This window comes from Umezakia ovalisporum Ak1311, assembly GCF_029891685.1.
GTDB lineage: Bacteria > Cyanobacteriota > Cyanobacteriia > Cyanobacteriales > Nostocaceae > Umezakia > Umezakia ovalisporum.
This window is the reverse complement of sequence record NZ_JANQDJ010000034.1, coordinates 1-18,693: the sequence shown is the minus strand read 5'-3', so window position 1 is coordinate 18,693 and position 18,693 is coordinate 1. Positions and strand designations below refer to the sequence as shown.

The 18,693-nt window shown below is 39.0% G+C and carries 14 protein-coding genes; 9 read left to right on the top strand and 5 right to left on the bottom strand.

The window, feature by feature from the left end:
* Positions 1-43 precede the first annotated feature (43 nt).
* The gene (crtO, locus tag NWP25_RS04915; RefSeq protein WP_280651270.1) at positions 44-1,738 is read right to left on the bottom strand and encodes a beta-carotene ketolase CrtO; all 1,695 of its coding nucleotides are present in this window, start codon (positions 1,736-1,738) and stop codon (positions 44-46) included.
* Between the two features lie 1,148 nt (positions 1,739-2,886).
* Here crtO and NWP25_RS04910 point away from each other — a divergent pair.
* Positions 2,887-5,091, top strand: coding sequence for a phosphoketolase family protein (locus tag NWP25_RS04910; protein WP_280651269.1), 2,205 nt, complete (start codon positions 2,887-2,889; stop codon positions 5,089-5,091).
* A 424-nt stretch (positions 5,092-5,515) separates the two neighbouring features.
* Complete coding sequence (locus tag NWP25_RS04905; protein ID WP_280651268.1) at positions 5,516-5,731, top strand: hypothetical protein; 216 nt, start codon at positions 5,516-5,518, stop codon at positions 5,729-5,731.
* A 42-nt stretch (positions 5,732-5,773) separates the two neighbouring features.
* On the opposite strand, the gene NWP25_RS04900 is transcribed toward NWP25_RS04905, so the two are convergent.
* Positions 5,774-7,420, bottom strand: coding sequence for a fasciclin domain-containing protein (locus NWP25_RS04900; protein WP_280657086.1), 1,647 nt, complete (start codon positions 7,418-7,420; stop codon positions 5,774-5,776).
* Positions 7,421-8,026: 606 nt separating this feature from the next.
* Between NWP25_RS04900 and NWP25_RS04895 the strand changes: the two genes are divergently transcribed.
* From NWP25_RS04895 to NWP25_RS04880, 4 genes are all read left to right on the top strand, one after another.
* A complete protein-coding gene (locus NWP25_RS04895; protein WP_374913281.1) occupies positions 8,027-8,824 on the top strand; it encodes an MlaE family ABC transporter permease in 798 nt (265 codons plus the stop codon).
* Between the two features lie 414 nt (positions 8,825-9,238).
* Entirely contained in the window at positions 9,239-9,970 is a 732-nt protein-coding gene (locus tag NWP25_RS04890) for a hypothetical protein (RefSeq protein WP_280651266.1), read from the top strand.
* Positions 9,971-10,063: 93 nt separating this feature from the next.
* Complete coding sequence (locus tag NWP25_RS04885; protein ID WP_280698954.1) at positions 10,064-10,831, top strand: DUF1350 family protein; 768 nt, start codon at positions 10,064-10,066, stop codon at positions 10,829-10,831.
* Between the two features lie 105 nt (positions 10,832-10,936).
* Entirely contained in the window at positions 10,937-12,073 is a 1,137-nt protein-coding gene (locus NWP25_RS04880) for a PP2C family protein-serine/threonine phosphatase (protein ID WP_280657085.1), read from the top strand.
* Here NWP25_RS04880 and NWP25_RS04875 read toward each other — a convergent pair whose 3' ends face one another.
* Positions 12,074-12,400, bottom strand: coding sequence for an STAS domain-containing protein (locus tag NWP25_RS04875; RefSeq protein ID WP_280651263.1), 327 nt, complete (start codon positions 12,398-12,400; stop codon positions 12,074-12,076). It abuts the gene before it with no gap.
* Between the two features lie 549 nt (positions 12,401-12,949).
* Here NWP25_RS04875 and NWP25_RS04870 point away from each other — a divergent pair.
* On the top strand, positions 12,950-13,222 hold the full coding sequence (locus NWP25_RS04870) for a GlsB/YeaQ/YmgE family stress response membrane protein (RefSeq protein ID WP_280651262.1): 273 nt from the start codon (positions 12,950-12,952) through the stop codon (positions 13,220-13,222).
* Between the two features lie 94 nt (positions 13,223-13,316).
* Here NWP25_RS04870 and NWP25_RS04865 read toward each other — a convergent pair whose 3' ends face one another.
* Together NWP25_RS04865 and NWP25_RS04860 are read right to left on the bottom strand one after the other, a co-directional pair.
* Positions 13,317-14,084: a ChaB family protein gene (locus NWP25_RS04865; RefSeq protein WP_280651261.1), complete on the bottom strand. Its 768-nt coding sequence runs from the start codon at positions 14,082-14,084 to the stop codon at positions 13,317-13,319.
* A 118-nt stretch (positions 14,085-14,202) separates the two neighbouring features.
* Positions 14,203-14,742 carry a Dps family protein gene (locus NWP25_RS04860; RefSeq protein ID WP_280651260.1) on the bottom strand — a complete coding sequence of 180 codons (540 nt, stop codon included), beginning with the start codon at positions 14,740-14,742 and terminating at the stop codon, positions 14,203-14,205.
* 335 nt (positions 14,743-15,077) lie between these two features.
* Between NWP25_RS04860 and NWP25_RS18640 the strand changes: the two genes are divergently transcribed.
* The gene (locus tag NWP25_RS18640) at positions 15,078-15,170 is read left to right on the top strand and encodes a hypothetical protein (protein WP_374913277.1); all 93 of its coding nucleotides are present in this window, start codon (positions 15,078-15,080) and stop codon (positions 15,168-15,170) included.
* A 406-nt stretch (positions 15,171-15,576) separates the two neighbouring features.
* The coding region (locus NWP25_RS04850; RefSeq protein WP_280698953.1) for an ExeM/NucH family extracellular endonuclease at positions 15,577-18,693 on the top strand (3,117 nt) is incomplete at its 3' end.

The window sequence follows — 18,693 nt, the reverse complement described above, 5'->3', positions numbered from 1 at the left end:
ATATAACTATGATTTCTCAAAAGCGGGATAATTTAAATTATCCTTAACTGATTCCAAATATTGAACCTACAGTTGATTTCAATGACTCCGTAGCATCTCTCAAAGTTTTAGCCAAAGGATGTTTTGCTTGCAAAAATACCCGCGCACAATTACGCCCTGGCATTCCGGAAATTGACCCTCCTGGATGAGTCCCCGCACCAGTCAAAAATAAATTATCAATGGGTGTTTTGTAGTTAGCTATTTCTGGCAAAGGACGGAAAAACACCATCTGATCTAATGTCATATCAATATGGTAATAATTACCTTTGTAAGCACCTAACCTTTCACCTAATTCGGCTGGACTTTCCACCCGGCGGGCAATAGTTGCTTTTTTGACATTTGGTGCATAGTTAGCCAACTTATCAATTACTTTGTCTGCAACTTGGTTTTTCAGTTCATCTGTCCAACCAGTACCTTTTAAACCAGTACCTTCTGCACCTGCTATCTGATAAGGAGCAAAAAACTCAATCCACAAAGTATGCTTACCTGGTGGTGCTAATGTCGGGTCAAGGGCGCTAGGCATTACCGCATACATTGAAGGGTTGCTATCAGGAATTTCTCCTAAAGTACATTTACTATGAGCCTGTTCTACATGAGCCATTGAATCGGCAATTAAGATAGATCCAATCAGATAACTATCTTTGTGATCGTGGTAAGGAAAATACAAAGGTTCGTCTAGAGCCAAGTCTATTTTCAGGATTGTTTCATTGTTATTAATGATGCGCCGTTTTAGTCTTTCTCGTAAATTAGGATCAGCATGATCAACTTCACTGGCATCTATTAGTTGTAAAAATAGACGTTTGGCATCAATGTTAGAAACAATGCCATATTTAGTGCGATATTCTTGGCCACCTGCAACCCTGACACCAACAGCCTTACCATTATCAATTAATACTTTCTCAACCTGTTGGTCAGTCAAAATTACGCCTCCTTTACTGGTCACTAATTTAACTAATGCTTGAACTAGTGCCCCTGTTCCGCCACGAGGTCTTGTCATGCCGGGGTTATGACGCATAGCCATCATCATGACACCAATGGCCAAGTTTTTTTGTGAAGGCGGGGCACCAAGTTCCGAAGCCAGTCTAGAAAGTGGTGCTTTTAAGAATTCCTCATCAAACCATTCCTCTAAAATATCCTCAGCACTGTTCAACATAGTGCGAACAAAGTCCAAACTTTTAGATGGTGAACCGACTACTGAAAATAAATCTTTAAATTTTTTAATATTGTAGTTACTAAAAATATCTATAAATGATTTTGGAGGCGCGTTAAACATGGGAACCATCGCACTGATTGCCCTTTGCCAGTAGTCTGTAAACTCTGCGTATTTCTTAGCATCGCGTTCACTATAACGAGCAATTTCTGCACAAGTTTTTTCTACTGATTTGTGAGCTAAAAAATACTTGCCATCAGGATGCGGACAAAAAACTGCTGGATCGCAATCTAAATATTCTAAACCATATTTTTCTAATTCTAATTCTTCAACAACTGGTCCCAAGTGAATAAATTCGTGATCAATTGCACACAAGTTAAATTTAAATCCAGGAGCATGTTTCGGTAAGGATTCTTCTGTTGTGGCTGCACCACCTGGAACTGGGCGTTTTTCTAGTATCAGGACGCTATAACCAGCTTTGAGCAAATAAGCAGCACACACTAGCCCATTATGTCCTGCGCCAATAATAACAACATCATACTCTTGCATATTTTTAGTTGAGGAACACACTAATAGATTATTATTATAAATTCTCAGGAAAAAACATTTTTGATAATTATCAGAACTTAATTATTGATTGTAACTACGATGGCAAAAAAATCAAAGTTTGTTGTGATGAGTTCATTAATTATTGAAGGTATAGTTGCCAGCAGATGTGCTCAAACTAACCGTGGATCACATTCTAACGTAATTCCTTGATAAAAAGCAAGTGGATCAGCCATTGCTTTGACTAGAGTTTATCGATTAGTGGAACTATTTAACACGGTGTTACAACAAACGAAGGACAAATGCAAACTAACAAACAAAATTAGCAACTAAATTGTTTTTTTCAGAGGATTGCTACTGATAATACATCTATTTCTGCTGGACTAAATCTCGACTTTACTAGGATTTTCCCAGATTTCATCTAAGTAAGTACAAGGGCGGGCATGATGCCGAGCCCACAATGGTTTTACAATTCATCTCCGTATTTTATCTAGGTATAAACTGCTGTGCAAGCATACCCTCTTTTATGGCATAAAATTAAGACAATTTAATCAAACCATTTGGGTTTATCCCTAATTTTTCTTGCTTTTTCTTTACCTAATAAAACTCCCGCTATGCGGAAAAAATAACTAGCGGTTGCTTGATGATCGCCTAAAGAACCTACAGGAATGATGAATACCTCAAAGCCCCGGCTGGGTAATTATTCTCGAATTATGCGATTGCGTTGTTGCCTGTGTGCATCAACGTGTAATTCCTCAGTGTTTATGTCTAAATAAATACAAATAACTTTGCAATTTTCTGTTGGGTCTATATAGAAAAAGTCAGGAGTATTTATTCCCAAGAGCCTGTTTAAATGAATGGGATGTTAGGCAATGGGTTGGGTAAATCCTGCACTTAACAGCGGTATTTGTTAACTGTTAACTGTTAAGTGTTATCTTAACCTGGAAGATTGTGAGTATAAAGTATTTCAGGAGCATCGCAGTAAGATTATTTAGAGAAATTAAATAAATTCAGGTGGGTAAAATAACTATTTAAATTACTTATCCTTATCCTGTGAAAAAGAAATAAACTCTGACAACCTCAAAGATGTAAAATTCTTGTTAAATTCTTCAGGCATTTACAGTTTGCCATTTTTTTATAAGGTACTCAGTATGACATTAAAAGCATTTTCAGCGCTGCCTAATTTTTGTGAAGGAATTCAATATTTTGGTGAGGCGCTACCAAATTTTGAAACTTATGGTACAAAACCTGCGATAGATTCAGGCAAAAAAGCGATCGCAGATCCCACAGATACCACAGCAGTGTATCAAACTTTGCTGGCTGCTGATGCCCTCCGCTATCTAACCCTGCAAATCACAGCCAGTAAAGCTTCTGGGCATCCAGGTGGTTTTGCGAGTCAGGCAGAAGCTTATGCAGCGCTGGTAATGCTAGGTCATAAGAATATTATCACCGAAGTGGGACACCATGCCCCCGGATTTTATAGTGCCATGTTTTTGGATCGCTCCTTAGAAGACATGGGAATTGCCACAGTACAGCAATTGCGCGATCGCTTCCGCGAAAAACACGGACTGTTAGGACACCTTTCCGGTTATATCCCCGGTATTCTTGCACCGGCTGGCCCTTTGGGACAAGGACAACACTTTGCCATGGCCGCTGCACTGCTGCATAAAGATAAATTATTCCCCTTCACCCTTGGGGATGGTGGCTTAGGTGAACCATATATTATGAGTTCAATGGCACACTTCAACACTGCTTATCCCAGTGTTACCAATTTCTTACCTGTGCTGGTGTGGAACGGTTACAGCCAAGAACATCATAGTATGGTTTCCCTCAAAACCAATGCAGAAATGAAAGCATACTGGCAGGGTAACGGTTTTGAGGAAGTGATATTAATCGATGCTAAAGAATTCGATGACCAAAATCAACTAGGAGATTATGTTGATAGCACCGCATTTTCCTTCGAACAGCGCCTAGCCTTTACCAAAGCTGTACTTTTGGGTATGGATAAAGCCTCCCATTCTGCCCTCAGTGGTAAACTGACCGTGTTTATCATTAAGCAACTCAAAGGAGCAGGAGTTCACGCCCGGGGTTCCAAATCTCATAACCTCTATCCCAAAGATACTTTAGATGCTCCTCACATTGTTAGTGCATTACAAGCTCGTGCTTTACCTGTAGAAGCTTGGGAAGTCGTCAGAACCAACGCAGAACGAGCAGGTGGAGGCCCAGCAGCTAAAACAGTAGTCACAGAATTTGAATTACCATTAGCAGATTTAGGTACATTACCTTTAGAAGAATATACAGTAGGTGGGGATCCCAAAGTTTCTACAACTGCGATGGGGCGCTTAGTGGGAATTATCGGTAAACAAGATAGTAACTTTCTGGTCACCAACGCCGACGGTAACGAAGCATCGGGAATTGGTAACATCAACCAAGCCCTGAAGGTTATTCACCCCACGGTGGATGATTTATATAACCAAGCACCAAACGGACAAGTTTATGAACCCTTAAGTGAAGATGCTTGTGCAGGTTTAGCAGCTGGTTTAGCTTTAATGGGTGCAAGAAGTTTGTGGTGTTCTTATGAATCTTTTGCCATCAACGGTTTACCAATTTGGCAAACAGTCACCCAAGCAATGGCAGAATTACGCCGTCCCAGTCCTTCAACTATTACATTATTTACCGCCGGTGCATTAGAGCAAGGGCGCAACGGTTGGACGCACCAACGCCCAGAAATTGAAGCTTACTTTGCCTCATTGATGCGAAATGGTAATGTCTTCCCATTATTTCCCCCTGATGCTAACAGTATTCAAGTTTGTTATGACTGGGCATTAACCACCAAAAATAAGGGAATTGTCATTACAGCGAGTAAATCACCCTTACCAATTCGCACCACTTTAGAACAAACTCGTCAAGGTTTAGCCGATGGTGCAATCTTATTACGAGAAGTTGCAGGTGATAAACAAGTTGTATTTGCAGTCGTTGGCGATATGACACTAATTCCCGTATTTGAAGCGGCTGCTTTCTTAGAAACAGAAGGTATTGGTGTGAAGATAATTTCTATTATCAATCCCCGCCGTTTATATCGTCCTCATGATACAGCTTGGGAAAGTTGTTCAGAAGCCGATGGCGGTTTTATGGATGATACTAAGTTTGCTGAATTGTTTGATGGTGATGCCTTAATTGGTGTAACTGGTGGTGCTGCGGCGATGCTAGAACCAATTATGTTACGTAGTAATTGTAAACGTGACACTTTCGCCTGGAAGCGCGGGGAAACCACCGCCAGTGCAGGTGAGTTAATGGCGTTCAACGGGTTGACTGCTGAGACGTTGACTAAAAGAGGGATGGAGCTAGTACATTAAAATGTACTTTATTCAGTAGAATAAAGTACATTTTTTAACCCCATATGCACGTAAATAAATCCAGGTAAGTAGGCGTTTTTATACGTGTATATGAGGTGTTTTTGAGACATTAAGATTTAAATTGTTAAAATACGTAGTTTAAAAAATCAGGAATTTGTACAAAAAATTGCACGTCTTATTACTCACAATAACACTAATATAATTGCTCATAGTTCCTCAAAAATGAAACGGTTGATATTATAACTTTCGATTAGTTTTATGGATTTAACACTAGTGGTATCAGAAAGCAATGAGCCATCCCTATGTAATAAAAATTGTTATTAGCGAGTGGAACGCGGCAATTACAAAGGTCTAGGATGTTTTACATTTTGTGGGTTGTTTTCAAGTGCAAAATATAACAGGAAGCCTTATTTAAAGAACAAATATGGAAGTAGATAAACCAGCAGTTATATTACCAGTAAACTTGCAATCACAAGCAGAGGCCGAACTGGAACTGAAGCTACGGGAACTTAAGTTTAGACAAGAACTGAGAAAAGATTGGATTTTATTTATTGTGCGGGATGTTGTTATTTTTTCTGCAGCGATCGCCTTCATTTTTTTGATCTGCGGCTATTCCCTCTTTATCCTGATTAATCGCTAACTGAAAATACCCTGCTCAAAAGCCTGAAAAGAGAAGTTAGCATTAGAAGTTATAGCCAATCCCCAATAACAAACCAAAATCTGTACTATTCAAAAATGCTGCATTGACAGTACCTGCGGCGGTAAAGCGACCACCTAGAGGCAGATCCACGCCGCCAGTTAACAAGAAACCAACATCAGAATCGCCCCCAGTTTCAATAGCTACACCAACACCCAAGAAAGGAGATATTGATATCTGTTGTCCAGTCAAAGGATCACTTGCTAAACGCGGAGAAAAATCTAAACTTACAGGAAGCAAGAACAGTGTATCATCCCCAAATATCACGGATGGTCTTACTGAGATAGTATTTGCCAGCCCAATTTTGCTGATGACTCCATAGTTACTTTCACTGAGGGCAGAATTGCCACCTATGCCAATATTACCAGCAACTCCAATATAACTAGCCCGACGACGAGTAGTCGTAACCGGCTCTATCTCAGGAGCAGGTACTGTTGGTGGCTGCTGACTTACTCCCAGGTTAGGTGGTATGAGGACTTCGTTAATTACATGGATGACACCATTGCTGGCTTGTATGTTGGGCTGAATTACATTGGCATCATTGACCGCAATTTCATTGGTGGCTCTGTCCACCTTAATATCCACAGGTACATCGTCAAAAGTTCTCAATTTTCCAGATGAGAGTTGATTAGCAGTTAATTTCCCAGGGACTACATGATATCTCAAAATCTGAATCAATAATTGTCTGTTCTCCGGTTGCTGCAACTCCTGTAAAGTCCCAGGTGGTAAAGCTGCAAACGCCTCATCGGTGGGAGCAAATACTGTATAAGGGCCAGGTTGTTGTAAGATACCTGCTAAACTTGCTGTTTGCAATAAAGAGGTGAAGTTGGTAAAAAATTCACTCGATGCAGCAATAGAAACAATATCTTGAGCAGTTTGAGCTTTTTCACTAGCCCCAATTATGTAGTTAGTCGCTGCAACATTGCTGGACAAAGCTTGCATTTGTCCTTGTTTTACTAAAGCTTGATATAAAATAGCCGATGCTTCCGCACGAGTTAAAGGATCTAGGGGGTTGATACGGTTGACATTGGGATAATTGACAACAATATTGGCTTCTGTTGCTGCTGCGATATCATCCAATGCATACTTCGGGATTGCTGACGCATCTCTATAGTAAGTGTTTACTATAGCTGATGCATTATCGGTAGGTTGTAAACGCAAACCATTTGTTAAAGCAACCACCGCCTCAACTTTGCGAATTTGTTGATTTGGCAGAAATAAGTTTCCTGGATAACCTGACATAAATCCAGTTTCGTAGGCTTCCTCAATTGCAGAACTAGCCCAAAAGCCAGCAGGAACATCTGCAAACCCCTCTGGATTTATTCGCCGAACGGTGTCTTGATTAAAAGCCCTTTGAATCATTGCTGCAAATTCAGCCCGACTCACGGGTTGATTTGGCCTAAATGTGCCATCAGGAAAACCAGATATGATGTTTCTTTCAGCTAAAGCCTGAATAAATGGACTTGCCCAATAATCTGAACTAATGTCAGACAAGTTAACAGCTAAAGTAGAGGAGGGAGTAGTAGAAACCCTTGTTTGAGCAGAAACTATCATAGGATTGATTGTGGCAAATGTCACTCCCCAGGTAAGCAAAGTTGTACTTGCTAATGAAAAACTCCAGAAATTAATCATGAAAAATATCTTTCAAAAAAACTTATACAGTATGGCATTTAAATAGGATTTAAAAAAAATATTTTTCATAAAGATACAGTAAATAGTTTCAAATTTAACTCAATTACATAACTAGGTGAATATCGAAATGTTATTTTTTCTCTTCCTCTAGATAGTTGACTATCATTCAACAAAAATATTATTTTCAAGGGTTTAGCAATTAATTAAGGTATTTTTATTTATTTCTATTTTGTGATAGTGGATGTCTTGGGTATTTGGCTTGTTGGTTAGTATTAAGTTTTAATATAATTTTCTTAATTTTTTATCCTTCAAGGATAGCCATAGCTATGGGATTTGATTTGGATAAATTGCCAAATTGCAAAAATCCCTGGTTCTGCCATCAACTAAAGCCTGAGTGTTCACAAATTATTTAAGATTGCTATATAGTAAATTGACCAATTTTGTGATGTCATAAATTACACAAATTTGTTATTTTCGTAGTGCCACAATATTTATTTTCAGATAACACAGAATTTCCTGTAATCTAATGAAGAGGCTTAGTTTATACTAACTAAACTCTGAATTCCAGCAGCAAATACTGCCAAGTTTATATCAAAACATGATCATATGGAGACAAAAAATTCAGTTTTAAAATCGGTAGAATTGCCAAGAAAAAAAAAATTGGAGCAATTATGGATTGTACGCTATTTTGCTGTGGTCTTACTCCTTGGTCAAACTCTGCTGCATTTTCTCCAAGGAAAAACTTACTACCGGAAAATTTTGCAACATATGGTGACAGCCGGGCCTGCTTCCGTATCTCCAGTTCTGCTTGTTAGTGGGTTTGCGGGTATGATTTTTACCATTCAAACTGCTAGAGAATTAATAAAATTTGGTGCGGTAAGTGCTGTAGGTGGTGCTTTTGGGTTGGCTTTTTGCAGAGAATTAGCCCCTCTTTTGACAGCTAGTATTATTGCAGGACAGGTAGGTTCTGCTTTCGCAGCAGAAATAGGTGCTATGGGAGTTACAGAACAAATTGATGCACTTTATATGCTGAAAACAAATCCCATTGACTACTTAGTGCTTCCTCGAGTAATTGCTTGCATTTTAATGATGCCAATTATGATGGTTTTTGCTTTAGTTTTGGGCATCATGGGCGGAGTTTTTGCGGCGGCACAATTTTACCATATTCAGCCTGAAGCATTTTTAGAGTCTGTGAGAAGTTTATTGAAGTTATCGGATTTATTTATGGTTTTAGTAAAAGGAATAATTTTTGGAGCTATAGTTGCTATCAATGGCTGTAGTTGGGGATTAACTACCAAAGGAGGAGCAAAAGAAGTTGGAGAATCAGCAACAACCGCAGTTGTCACTACTTGGGTATTAATTTTTATAATGGACTTTTTTCTCTCGTTGTTGATGTTTGAGTAACCTCTACTTTAACTAGAGTATCAAATCACAAATAATTTTCCTAAAATAAAAAATTAATAAATAATAAATATTAAATAATAAAATGCTTTATGTAGTCATTTGCAAACAACCTTCATCTGAGAATATGACTAATTAAGAAGTAACAAAAGTATCAAGTTGTACACAAAACCTCCTTTGTAGCCATTAGTTTAATTAAAAAAAATGACGAAAATTTACAATTTAACGAGCCATCAATAAATTTGATTGCTATATTGTACTAAATAAGGAGTGTGGATTTAATCAAGTACAGAACCTCACTTCCAAAGCCTCTTATGGCCAAGGAAAGGAGAACTTTGACCCTGGTTAAAGCTGGGGTGATGACAAAAACTAGATTTGCACGTTATTTAATTCATATTCCTAAGTAATCTGGTGAGGATGGGGAAGGCTGTGCGTAATGACTTACATGGCTTAGATATTAGTCAGAAAGAATTGCGGCAATTGACTAATTTACCTGTTAAAGCTGAGTTAATTATTATTAGCAATCCTTTAGGAAAAATTGCTAGAAGGATAATCAATAAGGTAAAAGGCTCTGAGGGAGCCACTGTAGTTTTTATTAGTTGTTCTATATTTGTTTTTAGTTACTTGGTTTTTGATATTATTATTAGAATTTTTGCTACTTGGGTTACAGTTCCATCCTGGTCTTTATTAATAATATTATGTTTATGGGGTGGAGGTATCACACAGATTGTTTTGTATTTATTGTGGTGGAAAAAACTGAAAATCCTTAATCATAATATGACAAATGCTTTAGAAATACTTTTAAAGGATGTTGATAGATATAATGCCGTTATTAAAGCGATAGATATCAATGATCAAATAGAAGCTGCTGGTAACCCAGGAGTAGTTATTAAGGAAAGGGAGAAAGTTATTGCTGCTCTAAAACTCACCAGGACTGATTTAATTCGAGCTTTGAAAACAGAAAGAATTTTAAGAGAAAACAAAAATTTTATTCTCAAGAACACAGAGCTATTTGCAAATAACTTAGGGACTTTAACGGCAATGCAAGTTACAGAAGAAGCAACAGAACATGGTAGGTTACTCAATGAAGCATTGCAAATTGCCTTAGATGTGCAAATCGAAATGAAAAGGCTACAAACCCAAACCTAGAACTAACATCTTAGCTTTTTTCCTCAAGTCCCCCCACGATTGCAATCAACCGTCTAACATAAAGAGGTGTGAATTAAGCGATCGCCTATAGGTATGGAGTGGAAAGAAGTTAGAGGTAACTGGGTACTGATTCCTCAAAAGCCCATTGGAATCATCCATTTTTTGGGGGGTGCATTTGTGGCCACCGCACCTCATCTCACTTATCGGTGGTTACTGGAGCAACTAGCAAACAAAGGATACGTTATTATTGCTACACCATTTGTTAATACTTTGGATCATATTGCCATCGCTAAAACTGCACTGCTGAACTTTGAGCGCACCATAGAGAGATTACACGACTCTCGGGCATTACGCCTGGTGTATCTTCCAACTTACGGACTAGGGCATAGTATGGGTTGTAAACTTCATTTGCTCATAGGTAGCCTTCTACCTGTAGAACGTGCAGGGAATATTTTAATTTCCTTCAACAACTACGCAGCTAAGGAGGCTATTCCTTTAGTAGAACAGTTAAATTCGACTTTCTTGGTTGAGTTTACACCGTCTCCGCTAGAAACGGAAGACATCATACAGGAAAGTTACAATATCCGTCGCAATTTATTAATAAAATTTAATAGCGATACCATTGACCAATCAGCATCTTTAAGTCAAGTCTTACAAGCACGATTTCCGGAAATGGTGACGATACAAACTTTACCAGGAAGTCACACTACACCTTTAGGTCAAGATATTAAATGGCAACCAGGCACATCATTTACTCCTTTGGATGCTTTAGGACAATGGTTTAGACAAGAAGTGTACCGGGATTTAAACCAACTAAAACGCGCGATTCTTTTATGGATAAATCCGTTGTCACCTCCATAATATTTGCTAATGCTGAAAAAGCAATGAACAATTGCTAACTCAGGACAAGGATGGACTATAAAATCTAAGATATTTTTATTTATTATTTTTAAATTAGTATTTTCTATGTTTCAAATCTTGGTAATTGATGATGATATTTCTATACAAATACTCCTGAAAAGGATGTTAGAAAAACAAGGCTATAAGGTAGTTGCTGCTAATAATGGAGAAGAAGGAATTGCTAGGGCGATGGCTTACCAACCAGCACTGGTGATTTGTGATTGGATTATGCCAGGATTGAATGGGTTAGAAGTCTGTAAACGCATGAAGACAGACCCTAATTTATCTACTACCTTCTTTATTTTTTTAACATCTTTGGATTCCATCGCTGATCGTGTCAAGGGACTAGATGCTGGTGCTGATGATTTTATTTCCAAACCTATTGAGCAAAATGAATTAAAAGCACGAGTTAGAGCCGGATTGCGCTTGCATCAATTAAGTCAGGATTTACACAGCCAAAAGCTACTCTTAGAAACCGAACTAGCAGAAGCCGCAGAGTACATGCGATCGCTCCTACCTTTACCAACAACGGAACCCTTAAAGATTAATTCTCGATTTATTCCTTCCCGACAACTAGGCGGCGACTGTTTCGATTACTACTGGCTAGATTCCGAGTATCTAGCTATATACTTGCTAGATGCGGCTGGACATGGACTTAAAGCTGCTCTTCCTTCAATTTCCGTTCTCAATCTATTACGTTCCCGTGCTTTAAAAGGTTTGAATTACTATCAACCAAGTGAAGTCCTAAAGGCTTTAAATCAAACTTTTCAAATGAACTACCAAAACGACAAATATTTTACTATTTGGTATGGAGTGTATAATCGAATTAAGCGGGAGTTAATTTATGCAAGTGCGGGTCATCCACCAGCAGTATTAGTATCAGGCACATCTCCCAAAAACACTGATATTCAACTACTCAGAACGCCTGGAATGCCAGTTGGTATGTTTCCAGAAGCCAAATATGTTGACACCTGTTGTAATATTGCCGAATCTAGTAGTCTCTATATTTTTAGTGATGGTGCTTACGAAATCACGAAATTGGATGGTACACTTTGGAGTTTAAATGATTTCATTGAAATACTTGTTAGTCTACAACACACAATTGATCGTCAACTTGATCAAGTATTGAATTATCTCATCGCTTTAAACTCCAAAGAAACTTTTGACGATGATTTATCAATCCTACAAATTAATTTTGAGTAATCAGTTTTTAGAGAGTAAAACCTGATTAAACTCATCTTGATTTAAAAATATCTCAAACACTTTATCCATACTGGTTAATTCAAATAATATTCTCACTTGTTCATTAATAGAACAAAGAACTAGCCTGGTATGTGCTTCCCGTAACGTTTTGAACGCTAAAACCAAAGACCCCAAGCCAGAACTATCCATAAAAGACACATCTTGACAATCAACTAGAATTATTTTTGCACCACTTTCTAGAAGTTGAGTAATATATTGTTGTAGTTCTTGTGAGTTGGGAATATTGATAATTCCACTGAGTTTAACAACTTTAACTTCTGGATTCATAATATTTATCCCCACATTCTTTTAAGAAATTTAATCATTGTTTTAGTATTATATACCAATGGGCATATTTTGCCAAAAAATTAGCAGCACATAACACAAATTATTCAAGAGCTAGTGGTACATCATAAATCCTGGTATACAAATAAAAAAGTATCAAGGATTTCATTTAAATAAATTAATACAAACTAACTCAACAGTTATGTGAATTTAAAAGATATAAGAGTATGTGAACCTAAATTAGTATGCAAATACTCTTTTCACAATCATAGAAATTGGCGTTAATTTTTACATAATATACTGAAATTAATTGTATTGAAAGCACTCAAGATAAATTATCACCAAAGAAAGATTTTACTACCCCGTTGTTTACACCTAACTGGTGTTCCCGTGGTACTTTAAACTCCTTGATGTAAAATTATTAATTTTAAAATTGGAATCTACATTGATAAAAACTAAATTTTATTAATGCTTAATAGCTATTTCTTGTGGTAGAAGGAAAACCAAAATAAAATTCATAAATTATTTATAAACCTGTTGATAATTTAAATTATGAACCTAATCGCTTGGATAATTCTAGGTTTAATTGCCGGAGCTATTGCTAAAGCTATTTACCCTGGTCGTCAGGGAGGCGGAATCATTGCAACCATGCTCTTGGGTATTCTCGGTGCATTAATTGGGGGAACTATTGTTACTCTCTTGGAAACAGGAAGATTACAACTCACTGCTGCTACTCTCAGTATTCCTGGTTTAATTGTGGCTATCATTGGTGCAACAATTGCCATCTTTTTATGGGGTTTGCTAACTGGTCGTACCAGTTATTAGGTGTAAAAGGATTATTCATGGTGAAAACCCAGTTATTAGAAATCCCCATCCTGATATAGGGTGGGGATTTCCGTGGAATCAATTAACTAATTATCTAAACATTCACTTTAGCCTTTGACCAAACACCCCCTTCATCTTCATCAAACTGCTGATGAACAGCCTCCCAAGCCGCTTGTTCTGCGGTGAACTCATCATTGGTGTCATCTAGTACCGCATTATAGCGATCCATAAATGTGCGTTGAGCTTCTTGAGAGAGATGAGCGCGAACTTCAGGAGACAAATCTTCTGGACTATTACATGGACCAGAACAAGGACGACTCAATGTTTGGTCACTGGTGTGAATTTCTTCACCACCAGCACTTTCCAACAGCAATTGAAATTCTCCTAAGCGATGGCTAGGGACTTCTGCCATTAATATAAACTGTCCAGCTTGCAAACGTGTTTGATAAACTGTAGCTTTATCCTCAGGCATTCCCCAAGCCGTCAACACCGATACTAGTCCCGCCCCAGCGCTACCAGCAATGGCCCCACTAGCAGCACCTAGTAACAATGCACCAATAGGCCCAGCTGCAACAATAGGGCCAACAAAAGGAACGAACAGTATACCCACCCCAGTGAGCAAGCTGAGAAAAGAACCAAACAAGGAACCAAAAATAGCTCCCGTTCTCAAGCCTCCCAAAATTACATCTTTTTTAGTAATAAAACCAGAAATTCGCGTTTCTGACTGGAAGTCTTTGCCCATGACAGAAATATAATCCCTAGGGATACCCCGATCAAGTAAACGTCGAATAACCTGGTCAATTTGCCTTTGTTCTTTAAATACGGCTGTGATGGTACGTTCTGCTCGATAAACTTCCGGCACTTGAATACTCCTTTAAATTGATTTTAGTCATACATAAGTTGACAATTAAATAAAGGAAGATTGATTCTCATAGGCCTTGTCTCGAAGAGTCAACCCTCCCCAGTGGCTTTGCCTGGTGCTACACACCTACAGGAGTTTTAGTTTCTATTGGCGGTTGTACACCGTCTGGTTGTAGGGCTTGTCCTTCAATGAATGAGCGCAACATCCAGGCCATCTCTTCATGTTCTTCCATCAATCCAGTTAAAAAGTCAGCAGTTCCTTCATCATGAAACTGCTCACTACACTGATCCACGTGATCGCGCAAATTACGAATAAACTGCTCGTGATTTTCTCCCAGTTGAGCTACCATTTCTGTTGCTAGGGGGACTTGACCGCTATGTTCTTTGAGGGTAGCAATCTTGAGGAATCCTTCCATCGTACCCACGGGGAAACCCCCCAAAGCACGAATACGTTCTGCTAAATCATCAATGTTTTCAGTGAGTTTTTCATAGTGTTCTTCCCAAAGTTCATGTAAACTACGGAACTGAGGGCCGACAACATCCCAATGGTACTTTTTGGTTTTGATGATCAAAACGTAGGAATCTGCTAAGTCTTGATTCAACAGATTAATCACACCTTGACGTTGCTCTTCTGTCAAACCAATGTTAATTGTACGCATTGTTTTCCATCCTTGTGGGAACCTATGTATAAATTCTCCAAGATATAGAGATAATTAACATCAACCACAGGAAAGATAATTTCAGCATTATTAATTACAACCTCAGGTGAGTTTTATCTGTATCTTTTAACTGATATAGCCCATGAAATATTCCCTTACTCCAACAATATTTTTGCAATATTTTTGTTTGGAGTCATCACCTTTGTCAGCAGCCAACACTAGAATACAGAATAGGTAATCCTTAAAAAGGTAATGCGGTGGTGCATTTGGTATGAATTGTCAAAGCCAGGAAAAAGGTCTTAACTAGGGAGATAGCTAAAGGCCTTGGACAAATAATGTATGAACTAGCCAAAGAAAAAGACTGGGACATAGTTTCTTTTGAGGCTACTACGGATGATGTACATTTATTTTTTGTAGCAATCAGGTAGTTAAAGCTGTTAAGGGTAGGTCATCTTGTTTGCTTAGGTGAGAATTTCCTGAGTTACTTAAACTTCTTAGTTTGTGGATTAATAGTTATTTTTACTCTACTGCTGGTCAACTTTGAGCAGATGTTATCAAAAGATATATAGAAGATCCGCATCATGGTTAGTTATTGGGAGGGAATAAATTCCCTCCCTGGAAATTCCTCCACTACCTGAGGCCAAGTGGTTTCCGTCACCTGCAAATATTATTTTTAATTTTAATCCTGTGTTAATTATTCCTTAAATTTTTTAGTATAAATTATGGCCTGTAGTCAAATTATCAAAAGTACAAATTATACATTATTTCAACTTAAATATAGGTTGCTCCTAGCCCATGACTGATACTCTCTAAAATCCGCATGGAAAGAAATTTATGACTTTGACACAAGGTGATATTGCAATTACTGCTTATAACGCTGATGGTAACGATGATTTTGCTTGGGTAACTTTGGTTGATATTCCTGCCAACACATTGATCAACTTTACGGATTCATCTTGGCAAGATAATGGATTTCGCACCACTGAACATCTGGATAGTGGTGGTCCGTTAACCTGGACTCACACTGAAACTGTTACGGCTGGAACAGTGATTCGTTGGAACGGTTCAACCGCAAATACCTGGAGTCTGGGAACTGGTAGCGGATCTGCTTTGGCTTTAGCAGTGGGTGGGGATCAGATATTTATTCTTACTGGTACGGTGGCGAGTCCCATATTTATTTACGGCGCACATTTTGCTTCTGCAACCAACTGGCTAACAAGCGGTAGCAATAGCACCAATACCAGTAATATACCTCCTGGTATTTCTGTAGAAGCAGGAACAGCATTTTATGCAGGGAATTTCGATAATGGCTACTACAGTGGTTCAACAACAGGGATAAAGGCAGAATTACTAGCAGCACTGGCCAATACTGCTAATTGGACAAGGACTGATACTGGACCCATAAATCAATCGAATTGGGTAAGTAATTTTACTGTAGAAGACACAGCATCCCCAGGCTTGGATCTCAAGACTTCCAATGGTAGTACCGAAATTACAGAAGGAAGTCAAACAGATACCTATACTTTGGTACTGAATACCCAACCCACAGCCAACGTCACGGTTACTATTGACACTGATTCCCAGTCCACCACCACCCCAGCAAGCCTGGTATTTACCCCTCTTAACTGGAACATACCGCAAGAAGTCACAGTAATTGCCGTAGATGATGGTGTACTAGAAGGAACTCACTCTACTACCATTAGCCACACGGTAACTAGTAATGATGTGACTTACAACGGGCTGAATATTGCTAACATTGTTGCCACAATTACAGACAACGATGAGGTCGTGGTAATCACCAAAATTCATGAAATTCAGGGTACTGGAGAGTCAGGGAATTTCCTCGGTAGCTTTAGAACCATCGAAGGCATCGTAATTGGCGATTTCCAAGTGGCAAGCGGTGTGCAAAATCTGCGTGGCTTCTACATTCAAGAAGAAGACACAGATATTGATGGCAATGCTTTAACCTCAGAAGGCATCTTTATATTTGATGACAACTTTGGAGTAGATGTCAAAGTCGGCGACCAAGTAAGAATTACTGGTGAAGTTAGAGAATTCACCAGCAGTGGTAGCAGCCTGACTCAACTGGGAAACCTGACCAATGTAACCGTACTCAGTGAAAATAATCTCCTACCCTCAGCTTCAACCTTGAGTTTTCCCTTAATGAGTGTTGATGACCTCGAAGCCTTTGAGGGAATGCGTGTTAATATTCCACAAACCCTCACAGTAACAGAGCATTTCCAATTAGGGCGATTTGGACAAATTGTTTTATCTGCCGATGGTAACAGTAATCAGCCAGGAACCGATGGCAGATTAGAACAATACACTCAATTTAATGCGCCTAGTGTTACTGGTTACTCCAGTTATTTAGAGGAAATTGCCAAGGTTCGGATTATTTTGGACGATGGGCAAACAATTCAAAATCCCGATCCAATTATTCACGGTGGCGGGGGTGTACCTTTAAGTGCTAACAATACGTTGCGTGGTGGTGACACAGTGAGCGGATTATCGGGTATCCTGGATGAACGCTTTGGCGAATATCGGATTCAACCTGTTAATCCCGTCAACTTTATCTCCTCAAATCTGCGTCCAGAGACGGCGCCAGATGTCGCTGGTAGGCTTAAAGTTGCCAGCTTTAATGTTCTTAACTACTTTAACGGCGATGGTTTGGGTGGAGGTTTCCCTACCGCTAGAGGAGCTGAGAGCTTGGTTGAGTTTAATCGCCAACGGGATAAAATTGTCGCGGCTGTATTGGGTATAGATGCAGATGTTTTGGGATTGATAGAGTTAGAAAACGATGGCTATGGTTCCAATAGTGCCGTTCAAGATTTAGTTAATAACTTGAATGCTGTGGCTGGGGCTGGTACTTATGCCGTGAATGACCCTGGCTTTGCCCAAATAGGTACTGACGAAATTGCCGTAGGCTCCATCTACAAACCTGGTAAGGTAACTCCTGTTGGTGTAGCTGCTACGATCCCCGATGGCTTTGGTCAAGGGGCATTTGACAATAATAACCGTAAACCTCTGGCGCAGACATTCCAAGAAAACTCTACTGGGGAAGAATTTACTGTTGTTATTAATCACTTTAAATCTAAGGGTTCTAGTGCTGGGGGACCAGGTGACGCAGATATTGGCGATGGTCAAGGTTTATCCAACGGCACTCGAACTCGTGCCGCCCAAGATTTAGCCACATGGTTAGCAACCAATCCCACAGGCACCACTGACCCTGATTATTTAATTATGGGTGACATTAACGCCTACCCCCAAGAAGACCCAATCACAGCTTTAAAAACAGCTGGATATCAGAACTTAATATCAAACAGCAATTACTCCTATGTTTTTAATGGTCAGTGGGGTTCCCTAGATTACGCCTTAGCTAATGCTAGTTTAGCAAAGCAAGTTACTGGTGCGAGCAAATGGCACATCAACGCCGATGAACCTAACGTCTTTGACTACAACACCAACTTTAAATCAGCAAACCACATAACCAGTTTATATAGTCCCAACGCTTTCCGTTCTTCAGACCATGACCCAGTAATTGTCGGTTTAAATTTGACTAATCAAAAGCCCACCGATATCCTGATTTTAGACATCTCTCCCTACGACCCTCAACAAGATTTGAATGGGCAATTCACCATTTCCGACGACCAAACTCAACTAGACCTACTGGGTAACACCTGGAAAAAACTAGACATAAACAATTACACCATTACCAAAGACACCATCCTAGAATTTGAATTCCAAAGCACTAGGGGTGGAGAAATTCATGCCATTGGCTTTGACACAGATAATGTTGTAAATAGCCCACTCACAACATTCAAACTCAGTGGTACTCAAAATTGGGGATTAGGAGACTTTAACAATTACACCATTGGTCAAGGTTGGAAGAGTTACACAATTAAGGTGGGAGATTACTTCACGGGAGATTTTAACTATCTCACCTTTGCCAAT

Excerpts from the sequence above, each read along its gene's own strand:
- crtO (WP_280651270.1), bottom strand. The coding sequence starts at position 1,738 with ATGCAAGAGTATGATGTTGTTATTATTGGCGCAGGACATAATGGGCTA.
- NWP25_RS04910 (WP_280651269.1), top strand. The coding sequence starts at position 2,887 with ATGACATTAAAAGCATTTTCAGCGCTGCCTAATTTTTGTGAAGGAATT.
- NWP25_RS04905 (WP_280651268.1), top strand. The coding sequence starts at position 5,516 with ATGGAAGTAGATAAACCAGCAGTTATATTACCAGTAAACTTGCAATCA.
- NWP25_RS04900 (WP_280657086.1), bottom strand. The coding sequence starts at position 7,420 with ATGATTAATTTCTGGAGTTTTTCATTAGCAAGTACAACTTTGCTTACC.
- NWP25_RS04895 (WP_374913281.1), top strand. The coding sequence starts at position 8,027 with ATGGAGACAAAAAATTCAGTTTTAAAATCGGTAGAATTGCCAAGAAAA.
- NWP25_RS04890 (WP_280651266.1), top strand. The coding sequence starts at position 9,239 with ATGGGGAAGGCTGTGCGTAATGACTTACATGGCTTAGATATTAGTCAG.
- NWP25_RS04885 (WP_280698954.1), top strand. The coding sequence starts at position 10,064 with ATGGAGTGGAAAGAAGTTAGAGGTAACTGGGTACTGATTCCTCAAAAG.
- NWP25_RS04880 (WP_280657085.1), top strand. The coding sequence starts at position 10,937 with ATGTTTCAAATCTTGGTAATTGATGATGATATTTCTATACAAATACTC.
- NWP25_RS04875 (WP_280651263.1), bottom strand. The coding sequence starts at position 12,400 with ATGAATCCAGAAGTTAAAGTTGTTAAACTCAGTGGAATTATCAATATT.
- NWP25_RS04870 (WP_280651262.1), top strand. The coding sequence starts at position 12,950 with ATGAACCTAATCGCTTGGATAATTCTAGGTTTAATTGCCGGAGCTATT.
- NWP25_RS04860 (WP_280651260.1), bottom strand. The coding sequence starts at position 14,742 with ATGCGTACAATTAACATTGGTTTGACAGAAGAGCAACGTCAAGGTGTG.
- NWP25_RS18640 (WP_374913277.1), top strand. The coding sequence starts at position 15,078 with ATGTATGAACTAGCCAAAGAAAAAGACTGGGACATAGTTTCTTTTGAG.